Source organism: Oryzihumus sp., assembly GCF_054325275.1.
In genome coordinates, this window is sequence record NZ_JBTCWL010000095.1 from 1 (window position 1) to 12,232 (window position 12,232).

Below are 12,232 nucleotides of genomic sequence, written 5' to 3' on the forward strand. Positions count from 1 at the left end.
GCGCAACATGGCTGCTGGCGGGCCGGAAATCCGACCCGCCAGCAGCCATGTTGCGCAAAGCCGGGCTGACCCCGGCGTCAGGACGCCCTACGCCGTGGCGGGCGCCGTCCGGTCGCCACCGGTGCCGGACGCCGGGGCGTCCTCGGCGGTCAGCGGCTGGGCGATGGACTCCAGCGACTTCTGCTCGGCCTTGACGCCCAGGAACGCCGCGATCACGCCACCGACGATCATCAGCGCGGCGCCGACGAAGTAGCCGGGCGCGATGCCGGTGATGTCCTTGGCCTTGGACGCCGTGTCGATGAGGTGGCCGAAGTACAGCGGGCCGGAGATGCCACCGGCGGCGGTGCCGATGGCGTAGAAGAACGCGATGCACAACGCCCGCGTCTCCATCGGGAAGACCTCGCTGGCCGTCAGGTAGGCCGAGGAGGCGCCGGCGGAGGCGAAGAAGAAGATGATCGCGCCCATCAGCGTCAGCGTGACCGCGTTGAGGCCGCCGAGCATGAAGCCGGTGACCCCGAGCAGCGCGCCCGAGAGGATGTAGGTGCCGGAGATCATCCGGACCCGGCCGACCGTGTCGAACAGCGGCCCGAGCAGGAACGCGCCGAGGAAGTTGCTCACCGCGAACGCCGCGATGAACCAGCCGACCTGCTTCACGCCGAGGAACTTGGTCAGCGAGTCGCCGTAGGTGAAGAAGAAGGCGTTGTAGAGGAACGCCTGCCCGATGAACAACGCCAGGCACAGGACCGTGCGGCGGGGGTAGAGCGTGAACACCGTCTTGGCGATCGTGCCCAGGCCGATGGTCTTGCGCTGGCGGATCGTGATGGTCTCGTCGACCGGGTCGAGCGCGGCGCCGGTGGTGCCCTCGACGTGCTCTTCGATCTGCTTCACGACCTTCTCGCCCTCGTGCTCGCGGCCGTGGATGAACAGCCACCGCGGGCTCTCGGGCACGTTGCGGCGGACCAGCAGGATGCCCAGGCCGAGGATCGCGCCGAGGCCGAACGCCAGGCGCCAGCCGAGCCAGGCGGGCACCAGCGAGGGGTTGAGCAGCGCGACGGTGAGCAGGGAGCCGGCGGCGGCGCCGAGCCAGAACGAGCCGTTGATGGCCAGGTCGACCCTGCCGCGGTACTTCGCGGGGATCAGCTCGTCGATGGCGGAGTTGATCGCGGCGTACTCGCCGCCGACCCCGGCGCCGGTGACGAAGCGGCACGCGAAGTAGAACATCGGGTTCATCGAGAACGCGGTGAGCACGGTGCCGATGAGGTAGATCCCGAGGGTGACGATGAACAGCTTCTTGCGGCCGAACCGGTCGGTCAGCTGCCCGAAGAACAGTGCTCCGATACAGGCGCCGAGGACGTAGATCGCGCCGGCCATGCCGATGTCCGAGCTGGTCATCCCGAGACCGGTGCCGAGGGGCTTCTGCAGCGCCTCGGACATCGACCCCACGATGGTGACCTCGAGGCCGTCGAGGATCCAGACGGTGCCCAGACCGGCCACGATGAGCCAGTGCCAGCCGGCCCACGGGAGCCGGTCGAGTCGGGCGGGGATGTCGGTCGTGATCCGACCGGTCTCAACTTGCGACGACATACGCACTCCTCCGCGCGGCGGGTGGCCGCGTCCGTTGTCCGGCGGCCGGGGGGCTCCAGTCGCCGTCCTGCTTCCAAGGGCTGTACCCGGAATGACGTGAGAAAATCGTGTTCGTGCCTGAGGAACCTACTGGTCGGGGCGTTCCCCGGCGACCCGCCTACTTCGGCCCGGCCGCCATGGATGCCCAGGCCGGCGCGCCCGACCCGGCACGGATCACGGAGGTGGCCCACGAGACCGCCGCGGTCATCGTCGGTACCGGCCGCGCCGCGCACGACCCCGCCCTGACCACCCGCCTGGTCGAGCTCGTCGACGAGCTCGGGCTGTCCACGCTGGCCGAGCTGTGGGCAGACCGCCCGGCGCGCAGCCTGCCCGGCGCCCTGTGGCGGCTCTACGCCCTTCGCGAGTGGGTCCGGCGCGACCCCACCGGGGCTGCCCGCGACTATGCCGCAGGCATCCGGTTCGCCGACGTGCCGCACGTGGTCGCCGGGGTGGCCGAGCCGCCCGGGCCCGAGGAGCTCAAGGCGCTGACCGACGCCATCCTGACCGGGGTGTTCGAGGGCGACCTGGCCATCGCGCTGGAGCGGGCCGCGGCGTTCTGCCGGGTCATCTCCGCCGGCCGCGCCCACCTCGCCGACGACACCGACGACCACGAGCCGCTGGTCAGCAGCGCCCAGACCCGGCGGGCCGCCTCCATGCAGACCACCGGCGCCGACCTCGAGGCGTGCGCCCGGTTGTGGCGCAAGGACGACCTCATCTGAGGTCGTTCTCACACCCCCTGCGGCGATCGGGCATACCCGTCAGGGCCCGGCGGTTAGAGTGGGTGTTGCGCCGGGCCGCGGTAGCCCCGGGTCCCAACTGAAGCCGCTACGAGCGGCCATGCGCCGTGAGGCGCTCCCGGCCCGGCGCAACCCCACCTTCGCCGACCGCCACCGGTATGCCGTGTGCCTGGCTCCCGGTCGCGGCCCCCGCCTCCAGCGGCTGGAGCTCCGACACCGGCTCGAGTGCTGAGACGGGTTCGAGCGCCTGCGCGCTGGCCCCCTCGGCGAGCTCGGCCTCCTCCATGGGGCAGCCGCCGAGGTCGTGCAGCTCGAGGTCGCGCTCGGCCGTGGCCCGCGCCCGGCGACCCGGACCGCGCCACCCGCAGGCCCGGCATACCGCGTGCGTGAACGAGCCGCGGTCCTCGGTGCCGGCGCTGCTCATGGGGCCCATGATGCGGTCTGGACGCCGCCGCGCATAGGGCGGGTCGGCCCTTCCCGCCCTGTACCGCGGCGTCCCGGCCAGTCGCGCAGGGGCCAACGGCCGGGCGGCGGATTCCGATTGCGGCAATCAGTCCCGTGGGGGCTGGGCGCGGTCTAGATTGGAGCCATGGCAGGACCGCAAGGGTCAGACGACTACCTCACCGACGGCGATCTGCAGTTCGAGATCGAGCTGGTCGGCGAGCTCGTCGTCGCCGCTACCTCCAGCGACGGGCCGCTCCCCCAGGACGAGATCGACCGGCTGCTGGGTGTGGTGCCCACTGGCGCCGGGGCACGTCCCCCGGCGACCCCCGCTCCCTGACGCGCGCCTGACCTCGGGGGCGCCCCGGCGGGGCGCTGTGGCGTGCTCGGCGGGCGCCGAGGGACACGCCCGGGAGGGGGCGCTACGCCGATGGGATGACCCGATCCACCCCCTCGGGGTGAACATTGGGTGAACGATTGTGCTTGGCCTCGACCGCTCGGTTGGGTTCTTCTCTCGACGTGGCTTTAGCATCACCTACGGCCACTTTCCTGATGACCGGAGTTCCCCGTGGGTTTTCGCCTCACCCCCCAAGAAACGTCCTTCTACGACCTGTTCGCCCAGCAGGCGAGCCACATCGTGGATGGCGCCAAGGAGCTGACCGCCCTGCTGGGCGTTCCTCCGACCGAGCGTGAAGCCGTCGCCCAGCGCATGCGCGACATCGAGCATGCGGCCGACGAGGCCACGCACGAGATCATGCGCAAGGTCAACAGCTCGTTCATCACGCCGTTCGACCGCGAGGACATCTACGGCCTCGCCGCGAACCTCGACGACTGCATGGACCTCATGGAGGCCGCGGTCGACCTGATCGTGCTCTACCGCATCGGCGAGCTGCCCTCGGGCATCGCCGCCCAGGTCGAGGTCCTCGCGCGCATGTCCGAGCTGACCGCCGAGGCGATGCCGCGCCTGCGCTCGATGAGCGACCTGCAGGAGTACTGGATCGAGATCAACCGTCTCGAGAACCAGGCCGACCAGGTCTACCGCCGTCTCCTCGCCGAGCTGTTCAACAACGGCGCGGACGCGATCACGGTGCTCAAGCTCAAGGAGGTCATCGACGAGCTCGAGGCCGCCGCTGACGCTTTCGAGAAGGTCGCCCACGCGGTCGAGTCGATCGCCGTCAAGGAGTCCTGACCCTCGTGGACTGGATTCCCGTAGCCATCGTCATCCTCCTGGCGATGGGCTTCAACTACACCAACGGCTTCCACGACGCGGCCAACGCGATCGCCACGTCGGTGTCGACCCGGGCGCTGACCCCGCGGATCGCCCTCGCCATGGCGGCGGTGTGCAACCTCGCCGGCGCGTTCCTCGGGACGAAGGTCGCCGACACCGTCGGCAAGGGCATCATCGACCCGCCGAGCGGCGCCGAGGGCCTGCTCATCGTGGGTGCGGCCCTGGTCGGCGCCATCTCCTGGAACCTGCTGACCTGGTGGAGGGGCCTGCCGTCCTCCTCTTCGCACGCCTTGTTCGGCGGCATGGTCGGTGCCTCGCTGATCGCCGGCTCCACCGTCCTGTGGGGTGGCGTCTGGTCGAAGATCGTCGTCCCGATGGTGATCTCGCCGATCGTCGGCCTGGCCCTCGGCTACCTGGTGATGGCCCTGATCCTGTGGCTGTTCCGCCGGGCGCACCCCGGCCGCACCTCCCGCGGGTTCCGCCTCGCGCAGACCGTCTCGGCGGCCGCGATGGCGCTGGGCCACGGCCTGCAGGACGCCGGCAAGACGATGGGCATCGTCGTCCTGGCGCTGACCGTGGGCGGCTTCCACTCGGGCGCCACGATCCCGCTGTGGGTCAAGGTCTCGAGCGCGCTGGTCATCAGCCTCGGCACCTACTCCGGTGGGTGGCGGATCATGCGCACGCTGGGTCGGCGCATCATCCACCTGGACCCGCCGCACGGCTTCGCCGCCGAGTCGTCGGCCTCCGCGGTGCTGTTCATCGCCGGCCTGGGCTTCAAGGCCCCGATCTCCACGACCCACACGATCACCTCCTCGATCATGGGCGTCGGCGCGACCCGGCGCCTGTCCGCGGTGCGTTGGGGCGTGGCCGGCAACATCGTCGCCGCGTGGGTGCTGACCTTCCCCGGCGCCGGCATCGTGGCAGCCCTGGCCTTCTGGGTGGCTCACCTCTTCCTCTGACCCACCCCGGGCCTTGCCCACCTCAGGCCGGTCTGCTCGCTCGGGCCGGTCTCCTCGCTCAGGCCGGTCTGCTTCTCACTTGGTGCCCGCTACGCCGCGTTTCGTCCCCTGATCAGGCCGAATTCGCGGCGTAACGGGCACCAAGTGCTGTCACCGCCGGCCGTGACACGAGCCGGCCCCGGAACCGGGCCAGATCACCACGGGCCCGGGCCGCTTCGATGCGCGCGACGACCTGACGCGGGTTCCGGCGCACGTCCGTCCACGTCCAGCGCACGACCTCGAGGCCGAGGTCGCGCAGCCGGTCCTCACGGCGCTTCTCCGCGAGTACCCGGCGGGCAGCCTTCGCGCCGCTCGGGCCACCGTCAAACTGGCCGAGGTACTTCCCAAGCCCGTCGGTCTCGGCGACCGTTGCCCCCTCGCGCCAGAGCCCGTCGACGCAACCGACGAACCTGCCTCGTTCGTCGAGCACCGTCACCTGTGGCTCGGGCAGGCTGACGCCCAGCTGCCACAGCCGCGCGAACGACCACGACTCCAGCCAGGTCTGGCGGCGCCCGTCCAGGAGCGGCAGGCCCTCGTCGGCGCGGGTGATCCCGGGCCATCGCCGCTGCCAGCGCCTCATGCCGCGCAAGTCCTCTGCTGTCGTCAGGCCCGACCCCAACGCGGCGTCGCCAACCGCCACCGCATCCGGGAGCGTCAGCTCCCGAAGGCAGTCGATCACGGCCCGGTCCGGCCGGCAGATCTGATGTCCACCGCGCACCCGCACGACCTGGTGGGTGGGGAGCTCGCCGTCGTGCCAGCGGGCGGGTGACAGCGCCCGGCTGGTCAGGTGCCCGCCCATGAGGGTGATGGCCACCCAGGGAGGCGCGTCGATCGGCATGGGCAGCCCCCACGCCAGGGCCGCCGAGTGATGGCTGGCCACGGCACCGGGCGTGGTGCGCAGCACTGCGTCAGCCAGCAGGAGGTGGCGTGCCCCGGGGCTCGAGGCGCGCCATACAGGTGCGGTGCAGTAGATGCCGCGGGACGGGCGGACCAGCTCGCCATGGCTCACCCCACGAGTCAGGACGTGCCTGGTCACCCCGACCGACGCCGCGTCGGCCGCGGTGAACGGTTGGGGCAGCGAGGCGAGCCGTGCGGCGAGGTCGATCACGCTCGCACCGTGCTCGACCGCGGCCGGGCGCACCATGACCCACGGCAAGCCTGTGGATGACGTGACGAACGTCGCGGGACATGTGGACAGCCCGCTCATCCGACGACTTGGTGCCCGTCCCGCCGCTTATCAGGCCCCGGAGAGGGGTGAAACGCGGCGGAACGGGCACCAAGTCGGGGCACGGGGGACCGGGGTCAGCCGAAGCGGCCGGAGATGTAGTCCTCGGTCGCCCGCTGGGTCGGGTTGCTGAAGATCTTGTGCGTGTCGTCCATCTCGATCAGCCGGCCGGGCTTGCCCTGCGCCGCGAGGTTGAAGAACGCCGTCCGGTCCGACACCCGCGCCGCCTGCTGCATGTTGTGGGTGACGATGACGATCGTGTAGGTCGACTTCAGCTCGTTGACCAGGTCCTCGATCGCCAGCGTGGAGATCGGGTCCAGCGCCGAGCACGGCTCGTCCATGAGCAGCACCTGCGGCTCGACCGCGATCGCCCGGGCGATGCACAGCCGCTGCTGCTGCCCACCCGAGAGCCCGGCGCCGGGCTTGTTCAGCCGGTCCTTGACCTCGTTCCACAGGTTCGCGCCGCGCAGCGACTTCTCGACGCGCTCGGTCAGCTTCTTCTTGTCGCGCATGCCGTTGAGCTTCAGCCCGGCCGCGACGTTGTCGAAGATGGACATCGTGGGGAACGGGTTCGGCCGCTGGAACACCATCCCGACGGTCCGGCGCACCGCCACCGGGTCGATGCCCGAGGCATAGAGGTCCTGGTCGTCGAGCATGACCGAGCCCTCGACGCGCCCGCCGGGGATCACCTCGTGCATCCGGTTGAGCGTGCGCAGGAACGTCGACTTGCCGCAGCCGGACGGGCCGATGAACGCCGTCACCGAGCGCGGCTCCACGGTCATCGTGACGTCCTCGACCGCCTTGAAGTCTCCGTAGAAGACGTTGAGGTCCTTGACGTCGATTCGCTTGGCCATGAGTGGTTTTCCTTCTCCAGTTCCGTATGCCGTGTGCCTGGGTCGCGTCCGCAGCCTCAGCCGCGCACGCGGCCGAACCGCGCCACGACACGGCCGGCGAGGTTGAGCAGGAGGACCAGCAGGATCAGCGTGAGCGCCGCACCCCACACCCGGTCCAGGGCGGGCTGCAGGCTCTCGGTGCGGTCCTGGTTGATCATCGTGGGCAGGGTCGCCATGAGCCCGCCGAAGAGGTTGGTCGAGATCTCCTTGGTGTAGGGCCCGAGGATCAGCAGCGGTGCGGTCTCGCCCATGACGCGGGCCAGGCCGAGCAGCACGCCCGTCACGATGCCGGAGAACGCCGTGGGGAGCACGATGCGCACGATCGTCTTCCACTTCGGCACACCCAGCGCGTAGGACGCCTCGCGCAGCTCGTTCGGCACGAGCTTGAGCATCTCCTCGGTCGAGCGCACGACGACCGGGACCATGAGCAGCACCAGGGCCAGGCAGACGGCGAACGCCACCCGCTGGAAGCCGAACGTCGTGACCCACACGGCATAGATGAACAGCGCCGCGACGATGGAGGGGATGCCGGTGAGGATGTCGACCATGAACGAGACCGCCCGGGCGAACCGCCCACGGCCGTACTCGACAAGGTAGATCGCCGTCATCACCGCGATCGGCACCGCGATCACTGCGGTGACCACGGCCATGATGAGCGTGCCCTGGATGGCGTGCACGGCGCCGCCACCGACCATCCGCGAGGTGATGCCGCGCTGGGAGTGGGTCCACCAGTCCGAGGTCAGCAGCATGTGCAGGCCCCGGGCGAGGACCGTCCACAGGATCCACACCAGCGGCACCAGCGCCAGCAGGAACGCGGCCCACATGACGACGCGGGCGAGCTGGTTGCGGAACGCCCGGCCGCGGGACTTGTGGCCGAGCTGCAGCGCGGGCGCCGGCGCCGGGGTCGAGGGGGCGTCAGTCGTGGTGCTCATTCGGTGAAGGCCTTCCGGCGCTCGATGACGATCCGCGCGATGGCGTTGACGACGAAGGTCAGCACGAACAGGACCAGGCCGGCCGCGATGAACGCCCCCGCCTTCTGCGGGGTGTCGAACTCGGCGGCGTTGTTGGCGATCTTGGAGGCGAAGGTCTCGCCGCCGTTGAAGATCGACCAGGACCAGGCGGTCCCGCCCGAGAGCGCGGACAGGATGATCAGGACGGCAACCGTCTCGCCGAGCGCCCGGCCGAGCGCGAGCATCGACGCCGAGATGACACCCGGGCGGCCGAACGGCAGAACCGTGGTGCGGATCATCTCCCAGCGGGTCGCGCCGAGCGCCAGCGCCGCCTCCTTGTGCGTGACCGGCGTCTGGGCGAACACCTCGCGCGAGATCGCGGTGACGATCGGCAGCACCATGATCGCCAGCACGACCCCGACGACGAAGATGGTGCCGCCCTCGCTGACCGTGGTGTCCGAGAACAGGGGGAACCAGCCCAGGGCGTCCTGCAGCACGTGCTGGATGCCGCTCAGGTGCGCGCCGAAGACCCACAGGCCCCACAGGCCGTAGACGATCGAGGGGACCGCGGCGAGCAGGTCGACCAGCGAAGCGGCGGGGCGGGCGAGCCAGCGCGGGGAGTACTGCGTGATGAACAGGGCCACGCCGACCCCCAGCGGCACCGCGATGAGCAGCGCGATCACCGAGGAGATGACCGTGACCCACAGCAGGTTGGCGATGCCGAAGCGCAGCGTGTCGCCGTCGACGTTCCAGTCGGTCGAGGTCAGGAAGTTGGCCTTGTCGTGGGCGATCGCGGGGACGGCCTGCGAGAGCAGGAACGTCGCGATGAGGACCACGAGGACGATCACGAGCAGGCCGGCCCCACGGGCTGCGCCGCCGAAGAGGCGGTCGCCGAGACGGCCCGTGGACGCACCATCGCCGCTCAGGGGCGAGGGGCCCGGAGCGGCGGGGGAGTTGTCGGCGGTGGAGACGCCGGTTACCGAAGTCACGCTGGATCAGAACCTCGAGGTCGGGGACAGGAGCGGTGCGTATGCCGTGTGGCCGGCCTCTGGCCGCGAGGCCGGCCACACGGCATACATGGTCAGGAGAGGGCGTTGATCGCGGTAGCGACCTTGGTCTGGATCTCCGTCGGCAGCGGCGCGTAGCCGATGTCCTGCAGTTTGGCCTGCTCCGCCGGGGAGGCGAAGAACTTCAGGAAGCTCTTGAGCAGCTCCACCTTGGCCGGGTCCTTGGCCTTGGAGCAGGCGATCTCGTAGGTCACCAGGACGATCGGGTAGGCGCCCGGGGTCTTGGTGGCGTAGTCGAGCTTGAGCTTGAGGTCGTTGCCGGTGCCGGCGACGGTGGCGGCGGCGACGGCCTTGCCGGCGGACTCACCGGTCAGCTCGACCGGGCCGGCGCCGTTGTCGATCTGGGCGATGCCGAGCTTGTTGTCCTTGGCGTAGGACCACTCGGCGTACGTGATGCCGCCGTCGGTGGACTTCACCGCGTTGGCGACACCGGCCGACTTCTCCTTGCCCTCGCCCTTGCCGGTCCACTTCTTGCCCGGGGCGGCGGTCCACACCTTCGGCGCGGCGGCGGCGAGGTACTTGGTGAAGTTCTCGGTGGTGCCCGACTCGTCGGAGCGGAAGAAGACCTTGATCGCGGTCGCCGGCAGCTTGACGCCGGGGTTGATCGCGGCGATGGCCGGGTCGTTCCACTTGGTGATCTGGCCGAGGAAGATCTTGGCCGTCACGTCGGGGGTGAGGATGAGCTTGTCGACGCCGGCGACGTTGTAGGACACGGCGATCGGGCCGGTCACCATCGGGATGTTCCAGGCCTCGGAGCCGCACTTGGCCTGGGCCTGCGCGGTCTCCGCCTGGCTCGAGCCGGCCGCGGGCTGGTCCTTCAGGGCCGAGTCGGAGCCGGCCCAGTCGACCTGGCCGGCGATGAACTGCTTGATGCCCGCGCCGGAGCCGGTCGGGTTGTAGTTGACGGTGGCGCCGTTGCACTGGTCCTGGAAGTCGGAGATGGCCTGCTCGATGGCGTTCTTCTGGGCCGAGGAGCCCTCGCCGTTGAGCGTGCCCTTGCCGCAGGCCGCGCTGGACGAGGAGCCCGAGGAGGAGCCTCCGGCGGCGGGGCTGGCGTTGTTGTCGGAACCGCAGGCCGTCAGCGCAAGCGTGCCAACAAGGGCCACTCCGGTGAGCTGGCCAAGACGCTGGATCTTCACTGTGGTCGTACCTTCCGTATGCAGGGTCTGAGGGACGAGCTCCCTCGCCCGTCTTCACTGAAGGTAGGGACGCTGGGTGACGTGATGGCCCGTCGCGGGTGAACGGCAGGTGAACGCCTCCGGGCACCTGTGGGACATCCGGGCGTCGTCTGGGCCAGCAGCGGGTGAACGAGGGTTCAGGGGTGGGTCAAGTGCCCCGTTCGTCCCGGTATGCCGTGTCCCTCACCCCCCAGCCCGCTCACCGCAAAGTCAGGGGAGGTGGCGCTCGACGGCGACGAGCTGGGCCGTCGGACCCGTCCCGGCGATGTGGCAGACGAGCGCCTCGCCCTTGGCCATGCCGAGGTCCGCGGCCTCCTCGAGGACTGCCGCGCCGGCGCCGCCCTCGTCCTCCCCGGTGTCCAGGGTGCGGGCGAGCCGACCGAGCAGCGAGGGCAGGACCGGCCCGTGGGAGCACAGCGCCGCCGGCCGGCCGCGCTCCAGCAACCGCTCGAGGGGACGCACCGCGCGATCGGGTGTCACGGAGTACATCTCCTCGGACAGCACCGGCTTGGCGCGCAGCTTGAGCCCGCGGGCAGCGGCGTAGGGCGCCAGCGTGGCGGCGCACCGCACGGAGGGGGAGGTGACCAGGCGGGTGATGCCGTAGGCGCCGAGCAGGCCGACCATGGTCTCGGCGCGGGCCTCGCCGGGGGCGTCGAGCGGGCGCAGCGGGTCGGGCTCGGCCCAGGCGGAGCGGCCGACGGCGTGGGCGTGGCGCACGAGCACCAGCGGCCAGGTGGCCAGCCTGTCGGCGGTCGAGGCCCGCACCAGGGCCCGCAGCTGGTCGCGGTCGCGGGCGTAGTGGAGCCGGTCGGAGGCCTCGGCCACCGGCAGCCAGGCGACCTCGTCGATCTCGTTGACGAGGGCACCGTCACCGCCGGTGACCTCGGCGGCCCAGTAGCGGACCTCCTTGGTCGCCAGCTCGCCGGCCTTGTCCAGGAACGTGTACGACGCCGGGGGCAGTGGCCGGCCCAGGCGCACCTCCAGCCCGGTCTCCTCCAGCGTCTCCCGGGCCGCGCAGGTGGGCCACTCCTCGCCGGGGTCGAGCTTGCCCTTGGCCCAGGCCCAGTCGTCGTAGGCGGGACGGTGCACCAACAGCACCTCGAGCGACCCGTCGTGCAGCCGCCACGGCAGGGTGCCTGCGGCCGCGACCGGGCGTGCCGCCGCGCTCCCCACGATTGGCGCTGCGACCTGGCCGGGCGTGACCCCCTCGGTCACCGGCGACGGGCCTTGCGCCGGCGTCGGGTGTGCTGCTCGATCAGGCCCTCCTGGTAGTCGTTGAGCGGCAGGCCGTCGGAGCCGACGTGGTGGCGGGTCCAGCGCCCGTCGCCGGCCAGGTGCCAGCTCGAGGTCTCGTCGCTCATGCCCCGCGTCATCAGCGCCTGCACGTCGGCGATGTGCCCGGGGTCGGACAGGCGCACCAGGCACTCGACCCGCCGGTCGAGGTTGCGGTGCATCATGTCGGCGCTGCCGATGTAGGCCTGGGTCTCCCCGCCGCCGCCGAAGATGAACACCCGCGAGTGCTCCAGGAACCGGCCCAGGATCGAGCGGACCCGGATCGTCTCGGACAGGTCGGCCACCCCCGGCCGCAGCGCGCAGATGCCGCGGACGAACACGTCGACCTCGACGCCGGCCCGGGAGGCGCGGTAGAGCGCGTCGATGAGCGCCTCGTCGACGATCGAGTTGACCTTGATCCCGACGTAGCCGCCGCGGCCGGCGTTGACGTGCTCGATCTCCTGCTCGACGAGGTCGACCAGGCCCGAGCGCACCGAGCGCGGCGCCACGAGCAGCCGCTTGAACCGGGAGCGTGGGGCGAAGCCGGAGAGCTGGTTGAACAGCCGGGTCAGGTCCTCCCCGACCTGCGGGTCGCAGGTGAGCAGCCCGAGGTCCTCGTA

12 protein-coding genes and 1 pseudogene are annotated in these 12,232 nt (G+C 70.8%); 4 read left to right on the plus strand and 9 right to left on the minus strand.

Annotated elements, in window-relative coordinates:
• Positions 1 to 87 precede the first annotated feature (87 nt).
• Positions 88 to 1,584 carry an MFS transporter gene (locus ACXVGS_RS17635; protein WP_458530523.1) on the minus strand — a complete coding sequence of 499 codons (1,497 nt, stop codon included), beginning with the start codon at positions 1,582 to 1,584 and terminating at the stop codon, positions 88 to 90.
• A 176-nt stretch (positions 1,585 to 1,760) separates the two neighbouring features.
• Between ACXVGS_RS17635 and ACXVGS_RS17640 the strand changes: the two genes are divergently transcribed.
• Positions 1,761 to 2,342 carry a hypothetical protein gene (locus ACXVGS_RS17640; RefSeq protein WP_141790050.1) on the plus strand — a complete coding sequence of 194 codons (582 nt, stop codon included), beginning with the start codon at positions 1,761 to 1,763 and terminating at the stop codon, positions 2,340 to 2,342.
• A 106-nt stretch (positions 2,343 to 2,448) separates the two neighbouring features.
• Here the strand turns inward: ACXVGS_RS17640 and ACXVGS_RS17645 are convergent, their stop codons facing one another.
• Positions 2,449 to 2,784, minus strand: coding sequence for a hypothetical protein (locus tag ACXVGS_RS17645; RefSeq protein ID WP_458530524.1), 336 nt, complete (start codon positions 2,782 to 2,784; stop codon positions 2,449 to 2,451).
• Between the two features lie 165 nt (positions 2,785 to 2,949).
• Between ACXVGS_RS17645 and ACXVGS_RS17650 the strand changes: the two genes are divergently transcribed.
• The 3 genes from ACXVGS_RS17650 (at position 2,950) to ACXVGS_RS17660 (ending at position 4,988) form a co-directional block, all read left to right on the plus strand.
• Positions 2,950 to 3,141: a hypothetical protein gene (locus tag ACXVGS_RS17650; RefSeq protein ID WP_458530525.1), complete on the plus strand. Its 192-nt coding sequence runs from the start codon at positions 2,950 to 2,952 to the stop codon at positions 3,139 to 3,141.
• Between the two features lie 228 nt (positions 3,142 to 3,369).
• Positions 3,370 to 3,990: a DUF47 domain-containing protein gene (locus tag ACXVGS_RS17655; RefSeq protein ID WP_458530526.1), complete on the plus strand. Its 621-nt coding sequence runs from the start codon at positions 3,370 to 3,372 to the stop codon at positions 3,988 to 3,990.
• 5 nt (positions 3,991 to 3,995) lie between these two features.
• The gene (locus tag ACXVGS_RS17660) at positions 3,996 to 4,988 is read left to right on the plus strand and encodes an anion permease (RefSeq protein WP_458537260.1); all 993 of its coding nucleotides are present in this window, start codon (positions 3,996 to 3,998) and stop codon (positions 4,986 to 4,988) included.
• Between the two features lie 112 nt (positions 4,989 to 5,100).
• Here ACXVGS_RS17660 and ACXVGS_RS17665 read toward each other — a convergent pair whose 3' ends face one another.
• The 7 genes and pseudogenes from ACXVGS_RS17665 to ACXVGS_RS17695 all read right to left on the minus strand — a co-directional run.
• A complete protein-coding gene (locus tag ACXVGS_RS17665; RefSeq protein WP_458538186.1) occupies positions 5,101 to 6,135 on the minus strand; it encodes a type IV toxin-antitoxin system AbiEi family antitoxin domain-containing protein in 1,035 nt (344 codons plus the stop codon).
• A 194-nt stretch (positions 6,136 to 6,329) separates the two neighbouring features.
• Positions 6,330 to 7,106 (minus strand): phosphate ABC transporter ATP-binding protein PstB, encoded by a 777-nt coding sequence (gene pstB / locus ACXVGS_RS17670; protein ID WP_458537261.1) that lies wholly within the window; start codon positions 7,104 to 7,106, stop codon positions 6,330 to 6,332.
• Between the two features lie 56 nt (positions 7,107 to 7,162).
• Positions 7,163 to 8,077: a phosphate ABC transporter permease PstA gene (gene pstA / locus ACXVGS_RS17675; RefSeq protein ID WP_458530530.1), complete on the minus strand. Its 915-nt coding sequence runs from the start codon at positions 8,075 to 8,077 to the stop codon at positions 7,163 to 7,165.
• The gene (gene pstC, locus ACXVGS_RS17680; protein ID WP_458530531.1) at positions 8,074 to 9,084 is read right to left on the minus strand and encodes a phosphate ABC transporter permease subunit PstC; all 1,011 of its coding nucleotides are present in this window, start codon (positions 9,082 to 9,084) and stop codon (positions 8,074 to 8,076) included. The genes pstA and pstC overlap by 4 nt, the downstream gene beginning before the upstream one ends.
• Before the next feature lie 92 nt (positions 9,085 to 9,176).
• A complete protein-coding gene (gene pstS, locus ACXVGS_RS17685) occupies positions 9,177 to 10,301 on the minus strand; it encodes a phosphate ABC transporter substrate-binding protein PstS (protein WP_458530532.1) in 1,125 nt (374 codons plus the stop codon).
• Between the two features lie 249 nt (positions 10,302 to 10,550).
• Positions 10,551 to 11,555 (minus strand): NUDIX hydrolase, encoded by a 1,005-nt coding sequence (locus ACXVGS_RS17690; RefSeq protein ID WP_458537262.1) that lies wholly within the window; start codon positions 11,553 to 11,555, stop codon positions 10,551 to 10,553.
• Positions 11,552 to 12,232: pseudogene (locus ACXVGS_RS17695) on the minus strand (RNA degradosome polyphosphate kinase); the annotation flags it as partial. The gene ACXVGS_RS17690 and the pseudogene ACXVGS_RS17695, both read right to left, overlap by 4 nt.